Annotated in this window: 23 protein-coding genes; 13 read left to right on the top strand and 10 right to left on the bottom strand. The window is 69.2% G+C overall.

All coding sequences use genetic code 11. The features are described from left to right. Positions 1-18: 18 nt before the first annotated feature. Together uvrA and AC3A6R_RS19375 are read left to right on the top strand one after the other, a co-directional pair. Complete coding sequence (gene uvrA, locus AC3A6R_RS19380) at positions 19-3,105, top strand: excinuclease ABC subunit UvrA (protein WP_487865285.1); 3,087 nt, start codon at positions 19-21, stop codon at positions 3,103-3,105. Between the two features lie 46 nt (positions 3,106-3,151). After that, positions 3,152-4,039, top strand: a complete 888-nt coding sequence (locus tag AC3A6R_RS19375) for a DMT family transporter (RefSeq protein WP_487865284.1) — start codon at positions 3,152-3,154, stop codon at positions 4,037-4,039. A gap of 13 nt (positions 4,040-4,052) precedes the next feature. On the opposite strand, the gene AC3A6R_RS19370 is transcribed toward AC3A6R_RS19375, so the two are convergent. Continuing rightward, positions 4,053-5,126, bottom strand: a complete 1,074-nt coding sequence (locus AC3A6R_RS19370) for an AraC family transcriptional regulator (protein ID WP_487865283.1) — start codon at positions 5,124-5,126, stop codon at positions 4,053-4,055. A gap of 100 nt (positions 5,127-5,226) precedes the next feature. Here AC3A6R_RS19370 and AC3A6R_RS19365 point away from each other — a divergent pair, with 100 nt between their 5' ends. From AC3A6R_RS19365 to atpE, 5 genes are all read left to right on the top strand, one after another. After that, positions 5,227-6,741, top strand: a complete 1,515-nt coding sequence (locus AC3A6R_RS19365; protein ID WP_487865282.1) for a coniferyl aldehyde dehydrogenase — start codon at positions 5,227-5,229, stop codon at positions 6,739-6,741. Further along, positions 6,738-8,417 (top strand): GMC family oxidoreductase, encoded by a 1,680-nt coding sequence (locus AC3A6R_RS19360; protein ID WP_487865281.1) that lies wholly within the window; start codon positions 6,738-6,740, stop codon positions 8,415-8,417. The genes AC3A6R_RS19365 and AC3A6R_RS19360 overlap by 4 nt, the downstream gene beginning before the upstream one ends. 48 nt (positions 8,418-8,465) lie before the next feature. After that, positions 8,466-10,412, top strand: coding sequence for an alkyl/aryl-sulfatase (locus AC3A6R_RS19355; RefSeq protein WP_487865280.1), 1,947 nt, complete (start codon positions 8,466-8,468; stop codon positions 10,410-10,412). 30 nt (positions 10,413-10,442) lie between these two features. Beyond that, positions 10,443-12,077: an AMP-binding protein gene (locus AC3A6R_RS19350; RefSeq protein ID WP_487865279.1), complete on the top strand. Its 1,635-nt coding sequence runs from the start codon at positions 10,443-10,445 to the stop codon at positions 12,075-12,077. Between the two features lie 113 nt (positions 12,078-12,190). Then, the gene (gene atpE, locus AC3A6R_RS19345) at positions 12,191-12,433 is read left to right on the top strand and encodes a F0F1 ATP synthase subunit C (RefSeq protein ID WP_487861219.1); all 243 of its coding nucleotides are present in this window, start codon (positions 12,191-12,193) and stop codon (positions 12,431-12,433) included. A 28-nt stretch (positions 12,434-12,461) separates the two neighbouring features. On the opposite strand, the gene AC3A6R_RS19340 is transcribed toward atpE, so the two are convergent. The 8 genes from AC3A6R_RS19340 to gtdA form a co-directional block, all read right to left on the bottom strand. Further along, positions 12,462-13,178, bottom strand: coding sequence for an SDR family oxidoreductase (locus AC3A6R_RS19340; RefSeq protein ID WP_487865278.1), 717 nt, complete (start codon positions 13,176-13,178; stop codon positions 12,462-12,464). 38 nt (positions 13,179-13,216) lie between these two features. Next, positions 13,217-14,101 (bottom strand): acyl-CoA thioesterase, encoded by an 885-nt coding sequence (locus AC3A6R_RS19335; RefSeq protein WP_487865277.1) that lies wholly within the window; start codon positions 14,099-14,101, stop codon positions 13,217-13,219. A 94-nt stretch (positions 14,102-14,195) separates the two neighbouring features. Next, positions 14,196-15,551: an FAD-dependent oxidoreductase gene (locus AC3A6R_RS19330; RefSeq protein ID WP_487865276.1), complete on the bottom strand. Its 1,356-nt coding sequence runs from the start codon at positions 15,549-15,551 to the stop codon at positions 14,196-14,198. Continuing rightward, on the bottom strand, positions 15,548-16,525 hold the full coding sequence (locus tag AC3A6R_RS19325) for a Bug family tripartite tricarboxylate transporter substrate binding protein (protein ID WP_487861215.1): 978 nt from the start codon (positions 16,523-16,525) through the stop codon (positions 15,548-15,550). Before AC3A6R_RS19325 ends, AC3A6R_RS19330 begins: the two co-directional genes overlap by 4 nt. 69 nt (positions 16,526-16,594) lie before the next feature. Continuing rightward, the gene (locus AC3A6R_RS19320; RefSeq protein WP_487861214.1) at positions 16,595-17,578 is read right to left on the bottom strand and encodes a Bug family tripartite tricarboxylate transporter substrate binding protein; all 984 of its coding nucleotides are present in this window, start codon (positions 17,576-17,578) and stop codon (positions 16,595-16,597) included. A 40-nt stretch (positions 17,579-17,618) separates the two neighbouring features. Further along, on the bottom strand, positions 17,619-18,845 hold the full coding sequence (locus AC3A6R_RS19315; RefSeq protein WP_487865275.1) for a 3-hydroxybenzoate 6-monooxygenase: 1,227 nt from the start codon (positions 18,843-18,845) through the stop codon (positions 17,619-17,621). A 6-nt stretch (positions 18,846-18,851) separates the two neighbouring features. After that, positions 18,852-19,556: a fumarylacetoacetate hydrolase family protein gene (locus tag AC3A6R_RS19310; RefSeq protein ID WP_487861212.1), complete on the bottom strand. Its 705-nt coding sequence runs from the start codon at positions 19,554-19,556 to the stop codon at positions 18,852-18,854. Positions 19,557-19,623: 67 nt separating this feature from the next. Continuing rightward, a complete protein-coding gene (gene gtdA / locus AC3A6R_RS19305) occupies positions 19,624-20,709 on the bottom strand; it encodes a gentisate 1,2-dioxygenase (protein ID WP_487861211.1) in 1,086 nt (361 codons plus the stop codon). 147 nt (positions 20,710-20,856) lie between these two features. On the opposite strand from gtdA, the gene AC3A6R_RS19300 reads away from it, so the two are divergent. The 6 genes from AC3A6R_RS19300 (at position 20,857) to AC3A6R_RS19275 (ending at position 24,892) form a co-directional block, all read left to right on the top strand. Further along, positions 20,857-21,753 carry a LysR family transcriptional regulator gene (locus tag AC3A6R_RS19300; protein ID WP_487865274.1) on the top strand — a complete coding sequence of 299 codons (897 nt, stop codon included), beginning with the start codon at positions 20,857-20,859 and terminating at the stop codon, positions 21,751-21,753. Positions 21,754-21,844: 91 nt separating this feature from the next. Beyond that, on the top strand, positions 21,845-22,288 hold the full coding sequence (locus AC3A6R_RS19295) for an acyl-CoA thioesterase (RefSeq protein ID WP_487861209.1): 444 nt from the start codon (positions 21,845-21,847) through the stop codon (positions 22,286-22,288). Between the two features lie 72 nt (positions 22,289-22,360). Beyond that, a complete protein-coding gene (locus tag AC3A6R_RS19290; protein WP_487865273.1) occupies positions 22,361-22,867 on the top strand; it encodes a phasin family protein in 507 nt (168 codons plus the stop codon). Between the two features lie 125 nt (positions 22,868-22,992). After that, positions 22,993-23,709 (top strand): TetR/AcrR family transcriptional regulator, encoded by a 717-nt coding sequence (locus AC3A6R_RS19285; protein WP_487861207.1) that lies wholly within the window; start codon positions 22,993-22,995, stop codon positions 23,707-23,709. Between the two features lie 41 nt (positions 23,710-23,750). Beyond that, positions 23,751-24,557 (top strand): hypothetical protein, encoded by an 807-nt coding sequence (locus AC3A6R_RS19280; RefSeq protein ID WP_487865305.1) that lies wholly within the window; start codon positions 23,751-23,753, stop codon positions 24,555-24,557. 74 nt (positions 24,558-24,631) lie between these two features. Then, positions 24,632-24,892, top strand: coding sequence for an acyl-CoA-binding protein (locus AC3A6R_RS19275; protein WP_487865272.1), 261 nt, complete (start codon positions 24,632-24,634; stop codon positions 24,890-24,892). Positions 24,893-24,901: 9 nt separating this feature from the next. Here AC3A6R_RS19275 and AC3A6R_RS19270 read toward each other — a convergent pair whose 3' ends face one another. Next, positions 24,902-26,140 carry a CaiB/BaiF CoA transferase family protein gene (locus AC3A6R_RS19270; protein WP_487865271.1) on the bottom strand — a complete coding sequence of 413 codons (1,239 nt, stop codon included), beginning with the start codon at positions 26,138-26,140 and terminating at the stop codon, positions 24,902-24,904. Between the last annotated feature and the right edge of the window lie 22 nt (positions 26,141-26,162).

Raw genomic sequence — 26,162 nt, 5'->3', positions numbered from 1 at the left:
AATCGACGGCGGTCTATCATGTCCGGTTGCCCTCGGACGATCGCCCCCTTGAACCAAAGAGCCACTGACACAGAAGAAGCAGAGCGCGACGCCTACCTCGGCGCGGTGCTCGCGCAGCAGCGCATCAGCATCCGCGGTGCGCGCACCCACAACCTGAAGAACGTCGACCTCGACATTCCGCGCAACAAGCTGGTGGTGATCACCGGCCTGTCGGGCTCGGGCAAGTCGAGCCTGGCCTTCGACACGCTCTATGCCGAAGGGCAGCGGCGCTACGTCGAGAGCCTGTCGGCCTATGCGCGGCAGTTCCTGCAGCTCATGGACAAGCCCGACGTCGACGTGATCGAGGGCCTGTCGCCCGCGATCAGCATCGAGCAGAAGGCCACGAGCCACAACCCGCGCTCGACCGTGGGCACGGTGACCGAGATCCACGATTACCTGCGGCTGCTGTACGCACGCGCCGGCACGCCCTTCTGCCCCGAGCACCAGCTGGCGCTGCAGGCGCAGACGGTGTCGCAGATGGTCGACGCCACGCTGGCGATCCCGAACGAGCCCCGTTTGATGATTCTGGCGCCCGTGGCGCGCGAGAAGAAAGGCGAGTTCCTCGAGCTCTTCGCCGAGATGCAGGCCGCCGGCTACGTGCGCTTTCGCGTCGACGGGCAGACCTACGAATACAACGACTTGCCCAAGCTCAAGAAGACCGAGAAGCACGACATCGACGTCGTCATCGACCGGCTGCGCGCGCGCCCCGACATGCAGCAGCGCCTGGCCGAGAGCTTCGAGGCCGCGCTGCGCCTGGCCGAGGGCCGCGCCATCGCGCTCGAGCTCGGCGCCGAGGGCACGCCCGACCGCGAGCATCTGTACAACGCCAAGTTCGCGTGCCCGATCTGCCACTACTCGCTGTCGGAGCTCGAGCCGCGCCTCTTCTCCTTCAACTCGCCAGTGGGCGCCTGCCCGAGCTGCGACGGCCTCGGCCACCGCGAAGTGTTCGACCCGGTGCGCGTGGTGGCCTTCCCGTCGCTCTCGCTCGCGAGCGGCGCGATCAAGGGCTGGGACCGCCGCAACGGCTACTACTTCAGCATGATCGAGAGCGTCGCGAAGCACTACAGGTTCGACGCCGACGCGCCCTGGGAATCGCTGCCCGCATCGGTGCAGCAGGTGCTGCTCTACGGCTCGGGCAGCGAGGAGATCAAGTTCAACTACACGATGGAGTCGGGCAACTTCGCGGGCAAGAAGCTCACGAAGAAGCACCCTTTCGAAGGGATCATCCCGAACATGACGCGGCGCTACCGCGAGACCGATTCGGCCATGGTGCGCGAAGACCTGGCGCGCTTCCGCAACCTGCAGCCCTGCCCGGATTGCGGCGGCTCGCGCCTGCGCCCCGAGGCGCGCAACGTGTTCCTGGTCGACGAGGCGAGCCGTCCCGCCGACGGCGGTGATCCGCCGCGCATGGCGATCTTCGAACTGAGCCACCTCACGCTGCGCGAAAGCCATGCCTGGTTCCAGGGCCTGAAACTGCGCGGCGCCAAGGCCGAGATCGCCGACAAGGTGGTGCGCGAGATCGGCCTGCGCCTCAAGTTCCTCAACGACGTGGGCCTCAACTACCTGAGCCTCGACCGCAGCGCCGAGACCCTCTCGGGCGGCGAGGCGCAGCGCATCCGGCTGGCGTCGCAGATCGGCTCGGGCCTCACGGGCGTGATGTACGTGCTCGACGAGCCCAGCATCGGCCTGCACCAGCGCGACAACGACCGCCTGATCGGCACGCTCAAGCATCTGCGCGACATCGGCAACAGCGTGATCGTGGTCGAGCACGACGAGGACATGATCCAGGCCGCCGACCACGTGATCGACATGGGCCCGGGCGCCGGCGTGCACGGCGGGCGCGTGATGGCGCAGGGCACCTGCGCCGAGGTGGCGGCCAATCCGGGCTCGCTCACCGGCCAGTACCTCTCGGGCACTAAGAAGATCGAGGTGCCCAAGCACCGCACCGCCTGGCTGCCGGTGGTGAAGCAGCCCGCCTTCAACGAAGGCAAGAAGGCCTCGCGCTTCCCGCCGAGCCCGGCGGCCGAGCGCCGCGCGGCACGCGAGGCCGCGCACCTCGCCACGCAGAGCGTGCTGCAGGAGATCCGCGTGGTCGGTGCCACCGGCAACAACCTGCGCAACGTGAGCGTCGCCTTCCCGGTCGGCCTGCTGACCTGCGTGACCGGCGTCTCGGGCTCGGGCAAGTCCACGCTCGTGAACGACACGCTCTATGCCGCCGTGGCGCGCACGCTCTACCGCGCGCACGAGGAGCCCGCGCCGCACGAGGCGGTCGAGGGCATCGAGTACTTCGACAAGGTCATCAACGTCGACCAGTCGCCCATCGGCCGCACGCCGCGCAGCAACCCGGCCACCTACACGGGCCTGTTCACGCCGATCCGCGAACTGATGGCCGAGACCAACACCGCGCGAGAACGCGGCTACGGCCCGGGCCGCTTCAGCTTCAACGTGGCGGGCGGGCGCTGCGAGGCCTGCCAGGGCGACGGCGTGGTCAAGGTCGAGATGCACTTCCTGCCCGACGTGTACGTGCCGTGCGAGGTGTGCCACGGCCAGCGCTACAACCGCGAGACGCTCGAAGTCCAGTACAAGGGCAGGAACATCGCGCAGATCCTCGAGATGACGGTCGAGACAGCGCACGAGTTCCTGAAGGCCGTGCCGACCATCGAGCGCAAGCTGCGCACGCTGCTCGACGTGGGCCTTTCCTATATCAAGCTCGGCCAGTCGGCCACCACGCTGTCGGGCGGCGAGGCGCAGCGCGTGAAGCTCGCACTCGAGCTCAGCAAGCGCGACACCGGCCGCACGCTCTACATCCTCGACGAGCCGACCACCGGGCTGCACTTCGCCGACATCGAGCTGCTGCTCAAGGTGCTGCACCAGCTGCGCGACGCGGGCAACACCATCGTCGTGATCGAGCACAACCTCGACGTGATCAAGACCGCCGACTGGCTCATCGACATGGGCCCCGAAGGCGGCGCGGGCGGCGGCCTGGTGGTGGGCGAAGGCACGCCGGAAGACATCGCGACGAACGCGGCGAGCCACACGGGGCGATACTTGAAGCGGCTGTTGTAGCCGCGGGCGCTGCACGATTGCGCGCACCGCGCCACAATCGCGCCCCATGCCCTCCTTCACCCCGCGCCAGTTCGCCCTGCTCGTCCTCCTGACCCTGGCATGGGGCCTCAACTGGCCGGTGATGAAGCTCGGCGTGGCCGACCATCCGCCGCTGGCTTTTCGCGCCATCTCGATCTGGCTCGGCCTGCCGGTGCTGGCCTTGGCGCTGGTGTGGATGAAGGTGCCGTTCCGCGTGCCGCGCAGCGCCTGGCCCGAACTGCTGTGGCTGGCCGCGACCAACATGTTCGTCTGGCATGCCTGCATCATCCTGGCCGTGAAGGCGCTGTCGGGCGGGCGCGCGGCGATCCTGGGCTACACGATGCCGGTGTTCTCGGCGGTGATCGGTGCGTTGCTGTTCTCGGCGGTGCTCACGCGGCGCACGTGGGTCGGCGTGGGCGCCTGCGCAATCGGCGTGGGCCTCTTGCTCTGGCACGAACTCACCGGTCTGGCGGGCCGGCCCGGCTACGTGGCGCTGGCGCTCGTGGCGGCCGCCACCTGGGCGCTCGGCACCCAGCTGCTGCGCCACACGCGCATCGGCCTGCCCACGCTCACGCTGTCGTTCTGGATGACGGCACTTACCGCCGTGGTGATGACGGTGCTATCGCTGCTGTTCGAGCAAGAGCCGCTGCGCTGGCCGAGCGCGGTGGCCTGGGGCGCGATCGGCTACAACGCGGTGCTGATCTTCGGCTTCGCGCATGCCGCATGGTTCTACCTCGCGCGCGGCCTGCCGCCCGTGGCCTCGACGCTGAGCGTGATGTTGATTCCGGTGCTCGGCGTCTTCAGCGGCGCGCTGTGGCTCGGCGAGTTCGTGCACTGGCAGGACGGCGTGGCCGTGGCGCTGATGATGGTGGCGATCGCGTCGGTGCTTTGGCCGGCGCGCGCTGCGAAGGCCTGAGCGTCCGGCGCGATCAAGCCAGCGCTTCGTCCGCCGCCTGACGGCCGCGATAGTGCCCCGGCGCCTGGCCGGTCCACTTGCGGAAGGCCTTGCGGAAGTTGGACGCCTCCGAGAACCCCACGCGCTGCCCCACCTCCTCGACCGACAGCGTGGTCTGGGTCAGGAACTCGATGGCGAGGGAGGCGCGCACCTCGTCGACGATGTCGTGGTAGCGCCGGCCCAGCTCCGTGAGGCGGCGCTGCAGTGTGCGTGGCGAGAGCCCCAGCCGCACGGCCATCTCGTCGAGCCCCGGAAAGTCGCCGCAGCTGTTGAAGCAGGCGGTGCGGATGCTGCGTTCCAGGTCCGATTCCTCGGGCAGGCTGCGTGACAGGCGCTCGCACATCTGCACGCAAAGCTCGGCCGTGATCGGGTTCGCGTTGGGACACGCCGCGCCGAGCACCGCAGCATCGAAATGCCACTCCATCGTGCCGGCGCCGAAGCGCACCGGGCAACCGAACAGCCGCTCGTACGCCTGCGCATGCGCCGGGCGCGCATACGGCAGCATCAGCAGGCGCGAGGGCAGCGGCGCCTCCAGCACGCAGGTGCATAGCTTGTGCACCGACGCGAACCAGTACTCGGTGACCATCGGCAGCAGCTCGCCCAGGTCGACCACGTCGTGCCCCTCGAAGATGGCGGTATCGCCCTCGACGCGGAAGCGCTTCTCGAGCACCGGGCCGGCCAGCTTGATGTGGCTCACGCCCAGCGCCACCGCGGCGCCGAAGGTGGGGCTGCTGGCCAGCGCATAGCCGTAGATGCCGAAGTCGCTGAGCCGCTGGCGGGCGCCGGCGCGCAGACCGAGGTCGGGCACCTGCGAGAGGCGACGCGCGTTGCGGAAGATCGTGATCTTCTGTGCCTGTGACATCAGCGCCAGCGGGTCGACGAGCTGCCGTGCGGTGAGCCCCGTGCCCTGCAGCAATGCCTCGGGCGCCACGCCATGGCCACCCATCTCGGCCACCAGCGCGCCCAGGCCCAGCATGCTGTGCGCCGCGGCCTGCCAGTCGTGGCCATGGCCATGGCCGTGGGCAGATTCGGAAGCCGTCAGGTCCATCGGGTTTTCACTAGTTTTGGCGGTGTTGGCGCATTTTCACCTGCCGTTGGCGCACATCAACCTCGTGAAAGCACGAGGCCCACGCGCACACTGCGCCACCATGAACGACCGCTCCCTCCCCACGCAGTCCACTGCCGAAGCCGCCTCCCGCCTGCATGCCCTGTTCGCGGCCCAGAGCGCGGCCTGTGCGCTCGCGCCCTACCCCGGCGCGAGCGAACGCCAGGCCGGCCTGCGGCGCCTGAGGCGGCAGCTGCACCGCTACCAGGACCTGCTGGCCGAGGCGATGAGCAGCGACTTCGGCTTCCGCTCGCCGGCCGAATCGAAGATGCTCGACGTGCTCGGCGCGACGCTCGAGATCAACCATTCGCTGTCGCACCTGGCGCGCTGGATGCGGCCGCGCCGGCGCCGGCCCGAGCTGCTCTTCCTGAGCAACAGCCTGAAGGTCACCTACCAGCCCAAGGGCGTGGTCGGCGTGATCGTGCCGTGGAATTTTCCGGTGTACCTGGCGCTCGGCCCGCTGGCCGCGGCGCTGGCGGCGGGCAACCGCGTGATGATCAAGATGCCCGAGGTCACGCCGGCCACCAATGCGGTGCTGCGCCGCATGCTGGGCGAAGCCTTTTCCGAGGACGAGGTGGCGCTGGTGGGCGAAGAGCTGGAAGACCCCAACGCCTTCACTGCGCTGCCGTTCAACCACATCGTCTTCACCGGCTCGCCGGCGGTGGGCCGCATCGTGATGCGCACCGCGGCCGACAACCTGACGCCGGTGACGCTGGAACTCGGCGGCAAGTCGCCGGCGCTGGTGGCGCGCGGTTTTCCGCTGGCCGAGGCGGCGCGCCGCGTGGCGCACGGCAAGAGCACCAATGCCGGCCAGATCTGCGTCGCGCCCGACTACGCGCTGGTGCCGCGCGAGGGCGTGGGCGAATTCGTCGCGCAGGTGAAGGCCAGCTTCACCGCGATGTTCGGCGCCAGCCTCGCGGGCTCGCACGACTACACCGCGATCGTCAACGACCGCCAGGCCGCGCGCCTCGAGGCACTGCTCGACGACGCACGCGCCAAGGGCGCCCACGTCGAGGTCTGCGCCCTGCCCGGCGCCGGCCGCCAGATGCCGCTGCACATCGTCACCAACCTCGCGCCCGGCATGCGCCTGATGCAGGAGGAGATCTTCGGGCCCATCCTGCCGGTGCTGCCGTACGACGAACTCGACGACGCCGTGGCGCACATCAACGCCGGCCCGCGTCCGCTCGCGCTGTATTGCTTCAGCCACGACGCGGCCGAGCGCGAGCGCGTGCTGCAGCGCACGCACTCGGGCGGCGTCACGCTCAACGACTGGGGCTGGCACACCATCAACCACGACGCGCCGTTCGGCGGCATCGGCAACTCGGGCATGGGCACCTACCACGGCGAAGAGGGCTTTCGCGAGCTCTCGCATGCCAAGACCGTGTTCAAGCGGCACCGCTTCTATCCGATCGCCCTGTTCTATCCGCCCTACGGCAACTGGGTCCAGCGCCTGGCGCTGAAGTACTTCCTGGGCCAGGCCGATCCCGCGCTGACATCCGTTGCGCCAACACCACCACAACAACAAGCGGCCAAGCCGCTGAAGGAGACCGCACCATGAGCCATCCCGAGGAAGCGTTCGACTACGTCGTGGTCGGCGCCGGCTCCGCCGGCTGCGTGCTCGCCGCGCGCCTGAGTGCGCACCCCGGCATCAGCGTCTGCTTGCTGGAGGCCGGCGGCCCGGATCGCAGCGTGCTGATCCACGCGCCGGTGGGCGTGGTGGCGATGATGCCCACCAAGATCAACAACTGGGGCTTCGAGACGGTGCCGCAGGCCGGCCTCAACGGCCGCCGCGGCTACCAGCCGCGCGGCAAGACGCTGGGCGGATCGAGTTCGATCAACGCGATGCTGTACGTGCGCGGCAACGCCTGGGACTACGACCACTGGGCCTCGCTGGGCAACCCCGGGTGGTCGTACGACGAAGTGTTGCCGTACTTCAGGCGCTCGGAGCACAACGAGACCTTCGGCAGCGACGCGCGTCACCACGGCACCGGCGGTCCGCTCAACGTGGGCTATGCGCAGCACGTGAGCCCGCTCAACCAATGCTTCCTCGATGCCGCGGCCACGCAAGGCATCGCGCACACGCCCGACTACAACGGCGCGCGGCAGGAAGGCGCCTTCATCTACCAGGTGACGCAGAAGAACGGCGAGCGCTGCAGCGCGGCCAAGGGCTTTCTCACGCCGCACCTGTCGCGCCCCAATCTCGACGTGCGCACCCGCGCAGTGTCGGCGCGCATCCTCATGGAGGATGGACACGCCGCCGGCGTGGCCTACCACCAGGGCGGCGAACTGAAGCAGGTGCGCGCCCGACGCGAGGTGATCGTGTGCTCGGGCGCCTTCGGTTCGCCGCAGCTGCTGATGCTGTCGGGCATCGGGCCGGGCGAGCATCTCCGGCAGATGGGCATTCCGGTGCTGCAGGACCTGCCCGGCGTGGGCCAGAACCTGCAGGACCACATCGACTACGTGCAGAGCTGGCGCGTGGCCAGCCACACTGCGAGCTTCGGCGTCTCGGCACGCGGCGGCGCCAGCTTCGCCTCGGCCATCCTCGAGTGGAAGAGGAAACGCACCGGCATGGTCACCAGTCCTTTCGCGGGCGCGGGCGCGTTCATCTGCTCGAGCCCCGACGTGAAGGTGCCCGACCTGCAACTGGTGTTCGTGATCGCCATCGTCGACGACCACGCGCGCAAACTGCACCTGGGCCACGGCATCTCGTGCCACGTGGACGTACTGCGCCCGCACAGCCGCGGCGAGGTTCGCCTGCGCAGCACCGATCCGCGCGACGCGCCGCACATCGACCCACGTTTCCTCAGCGACGAGCGCGACCTCGAGCTGCTCGTCAGGGGCGCGCAGATCCAGCAGCGCATCATCGAGTCGCGTCCGTTCGACGGCGTGCGCGGCAAGCAGCTCTATCCGACCCGCGCCGACGATCCGGCGGGCCTGGCGCGCGACATCCGCCAGCGCGCCGACACGCAATACCACCCGGTGGGCACCTGCCGCATGGGCAACGACGGCATGGCTGTGGTCGATGCCCGGCTGCGCGTGCACGGCGTGCGGGGCCTGCGCGTGGTCGATGCCTCGGTGATGCCGACCGTGATCGGCGGCAACACCAATGCACCGACCCTCATGACCGGCGAGAAGGCGGCCGACATGATCCTGGAGGATGCGCGCACGGCCGACAGCGCCATGCCAGCCTCCCAGCCCACGGCCACGTCCGTGCCGATGCACGCACTCGCCTGACCTGTCGCACGCACCACGACTCTTTTCCGTTCCGATCACAGAGACACCATGTCCATCAAGCCCATCGCCTTCGCCGCAGCCCTGTGCGCCGCACTGTCCGCGCAAGCGCACGATCCCAAGCCGGCCACCGCCACCACCGCCCAAGCCAACCGGCAGTTCGGTGCGGCGCTGTCCCTCGCCGACCCGCAGGACTTCGAGGACGCCGCGCGCGGCCTCGTCGCGCGCCTGCCCGACACGCTCGTCAAGGACGCCCAAGGCAACACCGTCTGGGACGGCAACCAGTTCGGCTTCATCCAGGGCGAAGCGCCGGCCTCGGTCAACCCGAGCCTGTGGCGCCAGGAGAAGCTCAACAACGAGGCGGGCCTGTTCAAGGTCACCGAGGGCATCTGGCAGGTCCGCGGCTACGACCTCGCCAACATGACGCTGGTCGCCGGCAAGACGGGCTGGATCGTCATCGACCCGCTGCTCACGGCCGAGATGGCCAAGGCGACGCTTGCGTTCGCGATGGAGAAGCTCGGCAAGCGGCCGGTGGTGGCCGTCATCTACACCCACAGCCACGTCGACCACTTCGGCGGCGTGCGCGGCGTGGTCGACGAGGCCGACGTGAAGGCGGGCAAGGTGCCGGTCATCGCGCCCGAGGGCTTCATGGACCATGCGGTGGCCGAGAACGTGCTGGCCGGCAATGCGATGTCGCGGCGCGCGCACTACCAGTTCGGCACACCGCTGCCCTTCGGCGAGCGCGGCGGCGTCGGCAGCGGTCTCGGCAAGGGGCTGAGCATCGGCAGCATGGGCCTGATCGCGCCCACCGACTACGTCAAGAAGACCGGCGAGGAACGCGTGGTCGACGGGCAGCGCATCGTGTTCCTGATGGCCAACGGCTCGGAGGCGCCATCCGAGTTCGCCTTCTACTTCCCCGAGCTGAAAGCACTGTGCCTGTCGGAGGTGGTGACCGCCAACATGCACAACATCTACACGGTGCGCGGCGCCAAGGCGCGCGACGCGCTCGGCTGGAGCAAGTACATCAACGAGATGATCGACTTCGCACCGGAAGCGGCGGTCGCGTTCCGCAGCCACCACTGGCCCGTGTGGGGCCCGGAGCGCATCCGCAAGCACCTGGCGAACCAGCGCGACATCTACCGCTACATGCACGACGCCGCGCTGAACCTGGCGAACAAGGGCGCCAAGATGAACGACCTGGGCAACGTGGGCTACATCCCGCAGGGGCTGCGCAACGACTTCTCCACGCGCGGCTACTACGGCACGCTGAGCCACAACCTGCGCGGCGTCTACAACTACTATCTCGGCTACTACGACAGCAACCCCGCCACGCTCGACCCGCTGCCGCCGGCCGAGAACGCGAAGCGCTACGTCGCGGCCATCGGTGGCGCCGAGGCCGTGATGGCCAAGGCCCGCAGCGCGTATGACGCAGGCGACTACCGCTGGGCCGCCGAGCTCAACAACAACGCCGTGATGGCCGAGCCCGGCAACGAGAAGGCGCGCCTTCTGCAGGCCGACATCCTCGAGCAGCTCGGCTACCAGGCCGAGTCGGGCGTGTGGCGCAACGCCTACCTCGTGGGCGCGCAGGAGCTGCGCAACGGCATCCGCAAGATCCGCCTGTCGAGCCAGGGGCCCGACATGGTGCGCGGCATGACGCCCGAGCTGATCTTCGACTTCCTCGCGGTGCGGTTGAACCACCGCAAGGTCGACGGACTGAACTTCGGCGTGCAGGTGAACTTCACCGACAGCCAGGAGACCTATGCGCTCGAGCTGTCGAACGCCGTGCTCAACAACACCAAGGGCCGCAAGCTCGCGGCGCCGCAAGCCACGCTGTCGCTCACGCAGCCGGCCTTCTTCAAGATGCTGCTGGCCAAGGTGCCCCTGCCCAAGCTGGTCGAAAGCGGCGAGGCGCGGCTCGAAGGCGATCCAAAGGCGCTCGGTGCAATCTTCACGAACCTCGAGGAGTTCGATCCGCTGTTCGGTATCGTCACGCCCTGAAGACAGAAAACAATCCGAAGGAGACATCCCATGCAACAACGCCCCTGGCTCGCGACCTACCGAGAGTTCGGCATCCCGGCCGAGATCGCTCCCGAGACCCACGCCAGCGTCACCGCGATGATGGAGTCGGCCATGACCCGCCACGCCGCGCGGCCGGCGTTCCGCTCGCTGGGCCAGACGCTCACCTACGGCGAACTCGACCGGCTGTCGCGCAACTTCGCGGCCTGGCTGCAGGCGCAGGGCGTGAAGCCAGGCGACCGCGTGGCGGTGATGACGCCCAACATCCTGGCCTTTCCGGTGATGCTGATCGGCATCCTGCGCGCGGGCGCAGTGCAGGTGAACGTCAATCCGCTCTACACGCCGCGCGAACTCGCGCACCAGCTCGCCGATGCCGATGCGCAGACGCTCGTCATCTTCAATGGCGCCACGCCCACATTCGCCGAGGTCGCGAGCGCCACGCCGGTGCGCCGCGTGGTCACCGCGGGCCTGGGCCTTGCCGCCGACAGCCCGCTGCCGAGCCCGCCGGTCGATGCGCGCCTGACCGATGCAGCGAGCCTCGCCGAAGTGCTCGCCGCTGGCGAGACGCTGCCGTTCACGCCCGTGAAGGCCGCGTCCGACGACCTGATCTTTCTGCAGTACACGGGCGGCACCACCGGCGTGTCGAAGGGGGCGGCGCTCTCGCACGGCAACCTGCTCGCCAACTGCGCGCAGTTCGCGCTCTTCATGCCGGCCGCGCGCGCCGAAGGCGAAGAGGTTGTCGTCACGGCGATCCCGCTCTATCACATCTTCGCGCTGATGGTGAACTTCATCAGCTACTTCAGCATCGGTGCCGAGAACTGGCTGGTGGCCAATCCGCGCGACATGGACGGCTTCGTCGCCACGCTGCGCGCTGCGCGGCCCACGGTGATCACCGGAGTCAATACGCTCTACGCCGGGCTGACGCTTCATCCGCAACTGCCCGAGGTCGACTGGTCGCGCCTGAAGCTCGCGGCCGGCGGCGGCGCGGCCATCGTGCCCACCGTGTCGGCGCGCTGGCAGGCGATCACGGGGCAGTTCATCCGCGAGGGCTACGGGCTGTCGGAGACCTCGCCGATCGTCACGTTCAACCCGGCCGCGGTGAACGAGTTCACGGCCACCACCGGCCTGCCACTGCCCTCGACCGACGTCAAATTGCTCGACGACGCGAGCCGCGAGGTGGCCGGGGGCGAGGCCGGCGAGGTCTGCGTCAAGGGCCCGCAGGTGATGCGCGGCTACTGGGAGAAGCCCGAGGCGAACGCCGAGGCCTTCACCGCCGACGGCTACTTCCGCACCGGCGACGTGGGCGTGTTCGACGCGCGTGGTTTCCTCAAGATCGTGGACCGCAAGAAGGACATGATCCTGGTCTCGGGCTTCAACGTGTACCCCAACGAGATCGAGGCCGTGGCCAGCGCCTGCCCGGGCGTGGCGGAATGCGCCTGTGTCGGCGTGCCCGACGAAAAGATGGGCGAGACGGTCAAGCTCTTCGTGGTGCGCACGCCGGGCGCCAGCGTGACCGAGGACGAGGTGGTCGCCTTCTGCCGCACGCAGCTCACCGGCTACAAGCTGCCGCGCCAGGTGCAGATCGTGGAGGCACTGCCCAAGTCGACGGTCGGCAAGATCCTGCGGCGCGAACTGCGCGGCAGCTGACCGCGCCGGTCAGCCGGTTTTCTTCATGCGAGGCATGACCTCGCAGGTCATCGATTCGGTGCGCCGATTGCGCGACAGTCGGTCCATCGATCAACCACCCAGGAGAAAACACCATGACCACCGGCTTCAACATCCTCCCGCTCGCCGTCGCGCTGCTGATCGGCATTGCCGCGCTCGGCTCATGCATCGGCATTGCCCTCGTCGGCCAGAAGTTTCTCGAAGGCACGGCGCGCCAGCCCGAGATGGTCGACCTGATGCAGACCAAGTTCTTCCTCGTTGCAGGCGTGACCGACGGCGCCTTCATCATTGCGACCGGCATCGGCCTGTGGTTCGCGACCGCCAGCCCCTTCGGCTGAGCCGGGCGTGGCGGCGCCCCGATCGGGCTCAGACCGAGCGCGTGATGCCGCCGTCGACGCGCAGGTTCTGCCCCGTGATGTAGCCCGCGCCCTCGGAGGCGAGAAAGCCGATGGTCGCGGCGATCTCTTCGCTGCGGCCGTAGCGCCCCATCGGGATGCGCGCACGGAACGCCTCCTTCTCGGGCAGGCTGTCGATGAAGCCCGGCAGGACGTTGTTCATGCGCACGTTGTGCTGCGCGTACTGGTCGGCGAAGAGCTTGGTGAAGGCCGCGAGCCCGGCGCGGAACACACCGGAGGTCGGGAACACCGGATCGGGCTCGAAGGCCGCGAAGGTCGAGATGTTGATGATCGCGCCGCCGCCCTGGCGCACCATGTGCGGCGCCACGAGCCGGCTCGGGCGCACCGCGCCCAGCAGGTACACGTCCATGCCGCGGTGCCAGTCCTCGTCGCTGATGTCGAGGATCGCGGCGCGCGGGCCGTGGCCTGCGCTGTTGACCAGCACGTCGATGCGGCCCCATTCGGCCACAACGCGGTCGACGAGCTTTGTCAGGTCGTCGTTCGACTGGTTGGAACCGGTCACGCCGATGCCGCCGAGCTCGGTGGCAAGTGCCTCGCCCTTGCCCGAAGACGACAGGATGGCAACGCGGAAACCGTCCGCTGCGAGCTTGCGCGCCGCGGCGGCGCCCATGCCGCTGCCGCCGGCCGTGACGATGGCGACCTTCTGCTGTGGCTGTTCGGATTTCATAGGGGTGTCCTTCTCGGGGGGATGGCCGGTGTCGGGCTTCAGCGCCGCACGCGCACCATGCCTTCCTGGACGGCCGAAGCCACCAGCCGGCCATCGCGCGTGTAGAGCGTGCCGCGGCACAGGCCGCGCGCGCCGCCCGCGCTCGGCGAGTCGATCACGTACAGCAGCCAGTCGTCCATGCGGAAATCGCGGTGGAACCACATCGCGTGGTCGAGGCTCGCGGGGCGCACCTTGCCGCTCATGAAGCTCAGCCCGTGCGGCAGCATCGCGGCGCGCAGCAGGCCATGGTCGGACGCATAGGCCAGCAGCGCACGGTGCACCGTCGGATCGTCGGGCAGCGGCGCGATGGCGCGCATCCAGATTGCGCTCTGCGCGGCGACCGGGCGCCGCTGCGGCGTGATCAGGTCTTCGGGGTCGACGCGCCGGTACTCGATGCCGTGCGGCTGCGTGCCCTTGTCGCGCCAGCGCTCGGGCAGGCGGTCGCCGAGCGCGATGCGCAGGTCGAGTTCGCTGACGAGCCCCTCGGGGCCTGGGAAAGACGGCATCTCGAACTGATGCTCGACGCCCTCGTCCACGGTCTGGAACGAGGCCGACATCTCGAAGATGATGCGCTCCTGCTGGCGCGCCACCACATGCCGCGTGGTGAAGCTGCGGCCATCGCGGACGCGGTCGACGCTGTACTCGATCGGCGCGTGCTCGCCCGGCAGCAGGAAATACGCATGCATCGAATGCACCGGCCGGTCGGCCGCCACCGTGAGGCTCGCGGCCATGAGCGACTGCCCGAGCACCTGGCCGCCGAAGACGGCCGGCGTGCCGAGGTCTTCGCTCTGCGCAAGAAAGCGGTCGTCGCCGAGCGGCGCGAGCTGCATGAGCGCGACGAGTTCGTCGATGAGGCGGGCGGCGGTTGCGGTATCGGTCGTCATGGGCGTGCAGGGAACATGGGAGCCGCTGACGATAGCAAACATGCGGCGGGCGGGGTGTCGCGCGTGAACGCGACAGCGCCCACCATCGGCTTCATCAGCGGTCCAGGTCGGCGCCGTCCGCCACGAGCTTCTGCTGCAGCGCCGGCACGTCGACCGCGGCGAACCGCCCGCCGCCGAGCGACGCCGCGGCCGTGCCCGCAGCCTGGCCCATGACGAAGCAGCCGCCGCTTGCGCGCGCGGCCGACTGGCCCTCGTGCGTCATCGCGGCGCAGCGGCCGGCGACGAGCAGGTTGTCGACGGTGCGCGGCACCAGCATGCGCCACGGCAGCTGGTTGTAGGTGCGGTTTTCGTCGCGCGGGAAGGCCCATTCGATACGGCCATCGGCATGCATCTCCATCGGCCAGGCGTTGATGCCGATGCTGTCGTCGAAGCGCGCCGACGACAGGATGTCCTCGCCCGTGAGCGCATAGAGGCCGTCGATGCGGCGGGTCTCGCGGATGCCCACCTGCGGCGCGATCTCGACGATGGCCGATTGCGCGAAGCCCGGCACCTCGGCCTTCATGAAGCGGAAGTACTCGGCGATCTGGCGCCGGCCTTCGAGCTCGCCCTCGGTGAGCTCGCGTGCGTCCACGCCGTTCATCGCGCGGCCCGCGGCATTGCGGATCTGCGTGACGTTGGCACGCCATTCGCGCGGATCGATGTTGGGCCGCAGGATCGCGCCTTCGCGCGGAAAGCGGTAGGCGCCGGGCTTTTGCTGCTGCACGCGCGCCATCAGGTCGTTGATGGCCTTGAACTCGCCCACGGCCTCGAGCGCCGGCTTCGCATCGACCTGGCCGACGCGGAACATGGTGGTCGGGAACAGCCCGCTGCCATGGCCGTCGCCGACCTCGAACGGCACGCCCGCGAAGGCCGCGACGTCGGCGTCGCCGCTCGCATCGACAAAAGCATTGGCGCGGATCGCTTGCCGGCCCGACTTGGTCTCGACCACCAGCGCCGCGATGCGGTCGCCGTCGCGGACCACCGCCGCGGCCCAGGCATGGAACAGCAGGTTCACGCCGGCATCGAGCAGCAGCTGGTCGGCGGCGATCTTATAGGCCGAGGTGTCGTAGGAGCGCACGCGGATGCGGCCCTGCATGCCGTCCTGCGGCTTGTTGAGGCCGCCGAGTGCGTCGATGCGCGCCAGCAGTTCGTCGGCGACGCCGCGCACCAGCAGCGTCATCTCGCCATCGCGCTTGCCGTACAGTCCCGCAAAGTTGGTCACGCCACCCGCGGTGCCCATGCCGCCGAGGAAGCCGTAGCGCTCCACCAGCAGCGTGTTCGCGCCGTGGCGCGCCGCGCTGACGGCGGCGGCAATGCCGGCGGGGCCGCCGCCGACCACCACCACGTCGTATTCCCCGAACACCGGCAGCGCGCGCGCCGGCTCGTTCACGGTCATGGTCGAAGTGCTCATTGCAGCTTGATGCCGCGCGTGGAGATGATCCTGGTCATGATCGCGGCCTCTTCCTTCACGCGCAGGCGCATGCCGTCGGGCGAAGTGCCCACGGCCTGCCAGCCCTGCTCGAAGAGCCTGCGGCGCACGTCGGGGTCCTTCATGACGACGGCGAGTTCGCGGCTGATGCGCGACTGCGCCGCCTGCGAAAGATTGGCCGGGCCGAGCAGGGCCACCCACACTTCGAGATTGAAGTCCTTCACGCCGGCATCGGCCAGCGGTGCGAGCTCGGGCACCAGCGCGCTGCGTCCGCCCGTGAGGCCGATGGCCTTGAGCTTGCCGGCGCGAACCTGCGGCATGGCCACGCCCGGGGGAATCAGGCCCATCTGGACCTGGCCGCCGAGCATTGCGGTGACGACCTGCGGGTTGCCCTGGTAAGGGACGTGCTCGGGGTTGAAGCCCGCGACGCGGCTCTTGAGCAGTTCCATGCCGAGGTGCCCGACCGAGCCCACGCCCACCGAGCCGTAGTTCCACTTGTCGCCGCCCTTGCGCGCCGCGTCGAAGAAGGCCGTGCCCGAAGGCAGGTCGTTCGGCGCCACCAGCACCAGCGGCGCGGTCGCGATCAGCGAAAGGTAGGTGAAGTCCTTGACGGGGTCGTAGGGCAGCTTCGGGTAGAGCATCTTCGACGAGGTGAGATTGCCGTTGATGACGATGCCGATCGTGTGGTCGTCGCTGGCCTTGGCCACCTGGTCGGCCGAGATGTTGCCCGAGGCGCCGGGCTTGTTGTCGACCACCACTGGCTGGCCGAGCGCCTTGGAGAGCGGCTCGGCGATGGTGCGTGCGGCGATGTCGGGCGTGGAGCCGCCCGGGAAGCCCACGAGCAGGCGGATGGGACGGGTCGGCCAGGCGGCGTCTTGGGCACTGGCAGCGAGGGGCAGCGCCGCGGCGGCGGCCAAGCCGCAGGCGATCAGGAGGGCTCTCTTGGTGGCTTGCATGGTGAAGGTCGAAGTGTGAAAAAACGTAATGATGACAGCCGAACGTGTTCGTTCTACGAACAGCTGCGGCTATTCGAGGCTGATGTTGCCGCGGCGCACCAGATCGCCATAGATCTTCGACTTGGCCTCGGCGTTGCGCTGGATCTCTTCGGGCGACCAGGCCAGCGGCTCGAAAGCGAAGGTGTCGAAGCGCGCGCGAATCTCGGGATCGGCGATGACCTTGGCGACGTCGGCGTTGATTTTCGCCTTCACTGCCGCGGGCACGCCCTTGGGCGCGAGCAGCGAGACGAAGGAGTTCACCTCCAGCGACGCCGGGCCACCCGCTTCGGCCATGGTCGGCACGTCGGGCAGCTGCGGAATGCGCTTTGGCGCCGCCACCGCGATGTAGCGCAGCTTGCCGGCCTTGTAGATGCCCTGGCTCGACGGAATGCTCGCGAAGGCCCATGGCACGTCGCCGGTGCCCACGTTCGAATAGAGCTGCGAGACCTCGCGGTACGGTGCATGGCGCATGCGGATGCCCGTGAGCGCCTCGAGCTGCTGCGCGCCGAGATGGCCGGGGCTGCCGACGCCCCACGAGCCGTAGACGATGGCCTCGGGCTCGGCCTTGGCCGAGGCGATCAGGTCGCCCATGGTCTTCCATTTCGAGTCGGTGCCCACGGCCACGAAGAACGGCGTGCGGAACAGCGAGGCCACCGGATCGAAATGCTGCAGCGTGACGAAGTTGCGCGACTTGTACAGGTGCGGCAGCGCGGCGACGTGCTCGCTGTCGAGCTGCAGCAGCGTGTAGCCGTCGGGCGCGGCGCGCCGTGCCTGGTCGATGGCGATGAAGCCGCCGCCGCCGGGCTTGTTGTCGACCACCACGCGCTGGTTCCACAGCCGCGAGAGCTTGTCGGACACGAGCCGCAGCACCGCGTCGGGGCCGCTGCCGGCGGCGAACGGCGTGACCAGCGTCACCGGCTTGCGCGGGAAGTCGGCCTCGGCCTGCGCCAGGGCGGCGGTGGCGGCGCCGAGGCCGAGCACGGTGGCCAGCAATGTGCGCGAAAAGTTGTTCATGGTGTCTTGTCTCCTGGGCCTTGGGCCTCGAATGGTGTTGTCAGTGCGACGACGCCGCGGCAGCCGCATCGTCGAGGCAGCGCTCCGGCCGCCAGGCATAGAGCCACTCGACCGCATCGTAGAAGCGTTCGGGCGTGCGGCCGGCCCAGAGGCTGTTGCGCACCAGCCGCTCCACGCCCTTGGCATGGTAGAGCCGGCCCATCTCGCGCACCGACAGCACCACGCGCGCGGTGCGCGCGGTGCGCGCCGATTCGTAGAGCCTGAAGGCGGCGGGCATGTCGAAGCCGCAGGCCTTCACGGCCTCGCCGAGCGTCACCGCATCTTCGAGCGCCATGCAGGCGCCCTGTGCGAGGTACTGCATCATCGGATGCGCGGCGTCGCCGAGCAGCGTGGCGGGGCCGTCGCTCCAGCGCTCGACCGGATCCCGGTCGGCCGTGCTCCAGCGGCGCCACGAGGTCGGCCGGTCGAGCAGTTGGCGCGGGCGCGCATGCACGCCCTCGAAGTACGAGAGCACCTCGTCCTTGCTGCCGTCGGTCACGCCCCACTCCTCCTGCTCGCGGCTGTGGAAGGTGACGACCAGGTTGTACTGCTCGCCATGGCGCAGCGGGTAATGCACCAGGTGGCAGTTGGGCCCGGCCCAGACCACGGGCGCGTTCCAGCGCAGGTCGGCCGGCATGTCGGCCACCGGCACCACGGCGCGGTAAACCACATGGCCCGACACCCGCGGCGCATCGCCCACGATCTGCGCGCGCACCACCGACTTGACGCCGTCGCAGCCGACGATCGCGTCGGCCTGGAAGCGCCGGCCGTCGCGCGTGACCGCGGTCACGCCGCGCGCGCCGCTGTCGATGGCTTCGACCTGCGCCGAGGTGTGGAAGCGGATCAGCGGATGGCGTTTCACCGCCTCGTGGATCGCGCCGTGCAGGTCGGCCCGGTGGCTCACCGCGTACGGATTGCCGAAGCGCGCGCGGAACCCCTCGCCCACCGGCACCGAGGCGACTTCGCTGCAGTCGACGGCGTCCATCATCACCAGCCGGTCGGTGAACACCGAGTCGCGCCGCACCGCCTCGCCCACGCCGAGTGCGTCGAGCGCCGCAAACGCATTCGGGCCGAGCTGCAGGCCGGCGCCGATCTCGCCGATGGTGGCGCTCTGCTCGAGCAGGTCGATCGACACGCCGAGCCGCGCGAGCGCCAGCGCCGCGGCCATGCCGCCGATGCCGCCGCCAACCAGCAGCACGGTGGGAGGGTTCTTCTGCGAGCGGGTCATGGCCGGTCAGTCGATGCGCACGGTGAGCGAGGGCAGGCGGTCGATGCCGACCTTGATCGTCTGCCCGGGCTTCACCGCACCCACGCCTTCGGGCGTGCCTGTGAAGATCAGGTCGCCGGGCTGCAGGGTGAAGAGCGTCGACAGATTGGCGATCACTTCGTTCACCGACCAGATCAGGTGCGTGATGTCGCTCTTCTGGCGCACCTCGCCGTCGACCTCCAGCACGATGGCGCCATCGTTGATCTCGCCCACGTCGGCCAGCGTGCGCAGCGGCGCGATGGGTGCCGAGAAGTCGAAGGCCTTGCCGATCTCCCACGGGCGGCCCTGTTCGCGCATCTTCATCTGCAAGTCGCGGCGCGTCATGTCGAGGCCCACCGCATAGCCGTGGATGTGGCTCGCGGCCTGCTCGACCGGAATGTCGCGGCCGCCCTTGCCGATGGCGACGACGAGCTCGGCCTCATAGTGGTAGTTGCTCGTGAGCGGCGGATAGGGAATGGCGCCCGTCTGGCCTTCGGCCACCGGCACCACCGAGGCGTCGTCATTGGGCTTGCAGAAGAAGAACGGCGGCTCCCGGTCGGGGTCGAAGCCCATCTCGCGCGCGTGCGCCGCGTAGTTGCGGCCCACGCAGTAGACGCGGCGCACAGGAAACTGCTGGTCGCTGCCCACGATGGGCAGGCCGACGATCGAAGGGGGCGTGAAGACGAAGGACATGGGGAACTCCTGCCGCTCGGGGCGGCACACGGTCGAACAAGAAAATAACGGAAGCGGTCGCCGCGCTTCAGGCGTCGTCGAGGAAGGCTTCGCGCAGCACGCCCATGGCCTGCTGCACCGGACGGTCCGAGAAGCTGAACAGCACCACGTCTTCGCCCGGCGCCAGCAGGCGCAGCGGCGCCCACGAGGGCACGACGAAGGTGTCGCGCGGCGCGAAGTCGAAGCGCTGGCCCGCGATCTCGGCCGTGCCGCGGCCCTCGACCACGCTGTAGACGGTGCCGTCGGTCGTGCGATGCGATCGGCCCGCAAAGCCCTTGGGCAGCAGCTGCAGCTGGGTGCCGATGGTCGGCATCGGCGCGCCGCCGGTCAGCGGGTTGATGTAGCGCAGCTTGTGGCCGAGCCAGGCGTCGGGCGCTTCCTGCTTCTGCAGCAGGGCCAGCGCCTCGCGGCTGCGGGCGTAGGGATAGTTGAAGATCGGCGAGGTCGGCGACACATGGTCGTGGCGCACCGGCACCATGTTGTGGCCGAAGCGCGCGAGGCTGTTGCCCTCGGGGCGTGCCACATGCTGCACCTTGGCATCGTCGTTCTCGGCGAAGCCGGCATCGAAGAAGCGCAGCATCGGGATGTCGAGGCCGTCGAGCCAGACCACCGGCTCCACCGTGCCGCCGATGCCCTCGTTGCCATGGTCGTGCCAGGCCCACGACGGCGTGATGATGAAGTCGCCCGGGAACATGGTGGTGCGCTCGCCGCCCACGGTGGTGTAGGCGCCCTTGCCGTCGACGATGAAGCGCAGCGCCGACTGCACATGGCGGTGCGACGGCGCGACCTCGCCCGGCATGATGAGCTGCAGGCCGGCGTAGATCGACTGCGTGATCGACGAGTTGCCGGGCAGCGCGGGGTTCTCGAGCACGAGCACGCGGCGCACGGCCTCCTCGGCGGTGATGAGCTCGGCCGACGCCATCAGCAGCGGCCGGATCTCCTCGTAGCGCCAGAGCGCGGGCACGCACGGCGTAGCGGGCTCGCGTGGCACCAGCGCATGCAGCGACTCCCACAGCGGCGTGAGGTTCAGTGGGCGAATGCGCTCGTAGTAGGCACGGCGCTCGGCCGCATTGGCGGGAGCCGGGGCGGCCGGCTTGCTGGCAGTGGGGTTCATTCGTGGTCTCCGGCGGCGTGTGGCCGTGGCTCCTGGGCAAGCGGCGATCTTGCGCCGGCACTACTATTGGCGCAACAGGTCTCGGGCGATAGGCCCGATCGCATTTTTCGATAATGGTGGCTTCACACGACGCACAGGAGTGGCGACATGGCCCAGCTCGATCTCGAATGGCTGCTGGTGTTCGACGAGGTCTACAAGACGGCCAACGTGTCGAGCGCCGCCGAGCGGCTCGGCCTTTCGCAGTCGGCCGCAAGCACCGCGCTGGCGCGGCTGCGCACGCATTTCGGCGACCGGTTGTTCGTGCGCACCTCGCGCGGCATGGAGCCCACGCCCTATGCGCGGCAGATCCAGCCGCTGGTGCTCGACATCCTCGACCGGCTGAACCGCGCCAAGGGCGGGCGCGCCAGCTTCGATCCGGCCACCGCGCAGCGCAGCTTCCGCATCTGCATGACCGACATCAGCGAGGTGGTGCTGCTGCCGGGCCTGCTCGACCACCTGCGGCTGGCCGCGCCCGGGGTGCGCATCGAGACCGAGATCATCTCGACCGAGAGCGCGCGCCGGCTCGAGGACGGCGCGGTCGACCTGGCGGTGGGCTTCATGCCGCAGCTCGACGCGGGCTTCTACCAGCAGACGCTCTTCATGCAGAGCTTCGTCTGCCTCGCGGCGCGCAACCATCCGCGCATCGACGCGCGCCTCACGCAGAAGCGCTTCGAGACCGAGGCGCACGCGGTGGTGGCCTCGTCGGGCACCGGCCATGCCATCGTCGACAAGACCATCGCGCGGCTCGGCCTGCGGCGCCACGTGGTGGTCAGCCTGTCGAGCTTCCTGAGCGTGGCGCGCATCGTGGCACACACCGAGTTGATCGTGATCGTGCCGGCGATCCTCGGCAAGGTGCTCGTCACGCAGGAGCCGGTCAAGTTGCTGGAGCCGCCGTTCGAACTGCCGGCCTACGCGGTCAAGCAGCACTGGCACGAGCGCTTCCATGCCGATGCCGGCAATGCCTGGCTGCGGCGCACGCTGGCCGAGCTGTTCGGCCGCGGCTGAACGCGCCTGCCGGGCCGACCGGCGGTGCATTCCGGCGGCGGGCGCCTCGCATAATTGCGCTCCCCAGATTTAACAGTTGCAAAGGCGGCGCATGTCTTCCATCACCCTCCGGTTCCTGGCCGAGCCCAGCACCGTGAACTTCGGCGGCAAGGTCCATGGCGGCACCGTCATGAAGTGGATCGACGAGGCGGGCTACGCCTGCGCCACCAGCTGGGCCAAGCGCTATTGCGTGACGGCGTTCATCGGCAGCATCCGCTTTCACCATCCGATCATGATCGGCGACCTGGTGGAGGTCGAAGCGCGGCTGGCCTATACCGGCAAGACCAGCATGAACATCTCGGTCGAGGTGCGCAGCGGCGACATGAAGGGCGGCTCGATGGACAAGACCACCGAATGCCTGATCGTCTTCGTCTCGGTCGATTCGCATGGCCGTCCGCTGCCGGTGCAGCCCTACATCCCGCAGACGCCGGGCGAGATGGCGCTGGCCGAGCGCGCGAAAACCCATCTCGAAGCGAGCCGCGCCGCTGGAGGATAGGTGCGCGGCTCTAAAGGTGGAGGCGGCTTGCGGCTAGAGTGGCCCGACCCTTTGCTTTCACAGGAACACGCCATGGCGACCCAGGACGACGACGAACAAGGCGGCAAGAACGCCGACCGCATCAAGGATTCCGCGCAGCAGATCTGGCTCGCAGGGCTCGGCGCCTTCGCCAAGATGCAGCAGGAAGGCAGCAAGGCCTTCGAGGCGCTGGTGAAGGACGGCACCGGCATGCAGAAGAAGACGCAGCAGGCCGCCGAGGAAACGCTTGCGCAGGCCCAGGCACGCATGTCGGGCTTTGCCAACGAGTTCGGCACGAAGGCAGCGGGCCAGTGGGGCAAGCTCGAGAACATCTTCGAAGAGCGCGTGGGACGCGCCCTCGAAAAGATCGGCTATCCCACGCCGGCCGAGCACGCCGCACTGCAGGCGCGCGTGACAGCGCTCGAGGCCGAACTGCAGCGCGCCGGCAAGGCCGCCGCACCGGCGCGCGGGGCGAGCCGCAAGACGGCGGGCCGCAGCGCAGCCCCGGCGGCCACGGCCGCCAAGAAGACCGTGCGGCGCGGCACCGGCAAGGCCGCGTAGGCGACCGTCTTCTTCTTTTTGCGGCGGTGCACAAAATGCGCGCTGCCGCAAAACATGGCCCTGCCGGTTCATGCTGCAGCGCACATGCGCTAGAGTGTTCCCAAGAGACAAACCTGGGGACCGACATGGCCAAGAAGGCGCCACGCCGAACCGCGCAACGCATCCTCGAAGCCGCACTCGCGCTTTTCAACAGATTCGGCGAGCCGAACGTCTCCACCACGCTCGTGGCGGGCGAACTGAACATCAGCCCGGGCAATCTCTACTACCACTACCCCGCCAAGGAAGAGCTGATCAACCGGCTCTACGAAGGCTATGAAGCCGAGCTCAACGAGCTGCTGCACGCGAGCGAAGGCGTGCACGACGTGGAGGACGCCTGGTTCTTCATGCACAGCCTGTTCGAGCTGATCTGGCGCTACCGCTTCCTCTACCGCGACCTCAACGACCTGCTGAGCAAGAACCGGCATCTCGAGACGCAGTTCCAGCTCGTGCTCAAGAACAAGGCGCGCGCGATCCGCACGCTGGTCGAGGGGCTCGGACGGTCCGGCCACCTCGACATCGATGCCGACGAGATCGACACGCTGGCGCAGAGCATGGTCGTGGTGCTGACCTACTGGCTCAGCTACGAATACGTGCGCAATCCGCGCGAGGCGCTCGAACCGAGCCATGCGCAGGGTGCGCTGATGCGCGGCGCTCAGCACACGCTGCACCTGCTCGCGCCCTACCTCGGACGCGAACAGCGGCGGCATTTGCTGACACTGAGCCACGCCTACGGCGGCGAAGATCACGACGAGAACGCCGCCGCCGCGCGGCCCTCGGCAGCCTCCTCCCGCGTGGCTGCCTAGCGCAAGTGAAAGCCATGCCCGACTTCAAGCCGCTCTCGCTGATGTCCGCCGCTCCGGTTGCTGCTGCGGCGGCGGAACCCTGGACGCCGCTGCCCTACCCCGACGTGCCGCGCTACGACGCCCACAGCCTGCTCGACCACTGGCACCGGCTGCATGCCGGCCATGCGCTACCGCCGCCCGCCGCGGGCGACCCGCTGGCCGAGGGCTGGGCGCTGTACCACAGCGGCCAGTTCGAGCTGGCTGCCGCGCTCGGCCTCGCGCACGGCGCCGACGGGCTGCTGCTCGCCAACCAGGCCACGGCCGTCTACGCCAACTACCTGGAGCCGCGCGAATCGGTGCGGCTCGCGATGTTCCGCCATGTGATCGAGCGCGCGAGCGCGCAGGCCGAGGCCGAACCCGACAACTGCCATGCGCTCTACTGGCAGTCGTATGCGCTGGGCCGCTACAGCCAGGGCATCAGCGTGGCGCGCGCGCTGGCGCAGGGGCTCGGCAGCAAGCTCAAGCATGCGCTCGAGCGCGTGATCGAACTGCAGCCCGCCCATGCCGACGCGCATGTGGCGCTCGCCGCCTTCCATGCCGAGGTGATCGACAAGGTCGGTGCGCTGGTGGGCCGCATGACCTACGGCGTGCGTGCCGAGACCGCGGTCGAGCTGTTCGAGCGCGGTCTCCAGCTGAACCCGCATTCTCCGGGCGCGCTCATGGAATACGGCCGCGCGCTGCTCATGCTGCACGGCGACGGCCGCATGGGCGAGGCCACGCGGCTGTACGAGAAGGCCGCGGCATTGACGCCGGCCGATGCCAAGGAACGCCTCGACGTGGAGCTGGCCCGCGCCGGGCTGTCCGAGTGAACCACGGCGCGGTACCAAGGCGTACCGCGCCGTAAGATGCGCCATCCGACCCAACTTCTTCAGATTGACCGCCAATGTCCGACGACCTCAACGCCCGATTCGAAGCCGCCCAGGCCAATTCCAAGCTCCTGGCCGAGCGCCCCGACAACCCGACGCTGCTCAAGATCTACGGCCTGTTCAAGCAGGCGACCGAAGGCGACAACACCGCCAAGAAGCCCAGCTTCAGCGACATCGTCGCGCGCGCCAAGTGGGACGCCTGGACCGCCAACAAGGGCACCGGCAGCGACGAGTCCAAGCAGAAGTACATCGACCTGATCGAGTCGCTGCGGGGCTGAGGCCCGCCTTCAGCCGACGATGCCGCGCGCATGCAGCGCGGCGATCTGCTCGGCGCTGAGCCCGATCTCCTTCAGCACCGCGTCGGTATCGGCACCGAGCGCCGGTGCGTTGCGCCGGTGGCTGGCCGGCGTGAGCGACAGCTTGGGCACGAAGCCGGGCACCGCGAGCGCGCTGCCGTCGGGCATGCGCACCTGCTGCAGCATGCCGCGCGCCGCATAGTGCGGATCGGCCGCAATGTCGGCGATGGTGTAGATGCGCCCGGCCGGCACCTGCGCCGCCTCGAGCGCGGCGAGCACCTCGTCCACCGTTCGCGCGGCGGCCCAGTCGCCGATCGCGGCATCGAGCATCTCGACCTGCGCGACCCGGCCCGCGTTGCTCGCCAGGGCCGGATCGGCCGCCAGGTCGGGCCGGCCGATGCAGGCCATGAGGCGGCGGAAGATGCTGTCGCCGTTGCCCGCCACGATGGCGTAGCCGCCGTCGCCGCAGCGGTAGGCATTCGTCGGCGCAATGCCCGGCAGCGCGCTGCCGGCCGCCTCGCGCACCGCCCCGAAGGCGCTGTACTCGGGCAGCAGGCTTTCCATGCAGTTGAAGACGGCTTCGTAGAGCGCCACGTCGACCACCTGGCCGCGGCCTTTCGGATGCGCGGCACTCACGGTGGCATGGCGGTGCTGCAGCGCCATCAGCACGCCGATGACGCCGTGCAGCGACGCCAGGGTGTCGCCGATCGACACGCCCACGCGCACCGGCACGCGGCCCGGCTCGCCCGTGAGGTGGCGCAGCCCGCCCATGGCCTCGGCCACCACGCCGAAGCCGGGCCTGTCGCGGTAGGGGCCGGTCTGGCCGTAGCCGCTGATGCGCAGCATCACGAGCGCGGGGTTGGCGCCCAGCAGCGCGTCGGGGCCGAGCCCCCAGCCTTCCATTGCGCCGGGCCGGAAGTTCTCGACCAGCACATCGGCCTCGGCCGCGAGCTGCCGCACGATCGCCTGGGCCTCGGGCTGACGCAGGTCGAGCGCGAGCGAACGCTTGTTGCGCGACTGCACCTGCCACCAGACCGAGGTGCCGTCCTTCAGCAGCCGCCAGGTGCGCAGCGGGTCGCCCGCGCCGGGAGGCTCGATCTTGATCACGTCGGCGCCGAAGTCGGCCAGCGTGCGCGCCGCGAACGGCCCGGCGATCAACTGGCCGAGCTCGACGACCTTGAGGCCGGCCAGCGGACCCGCAGGGGAAGAAGAGGAATCGGGATGGGTCATGGCACGAGAGTGTGCCCGGCCC

Source organism: Variovorax sp. Soil_C_19 (assembly GCF_057657255.1).
The sequence above is the reverse complement of the archived record's forward strand: the minus strand, read 5'-3'. Positions and strand labels throughout refer to the sequence as shown.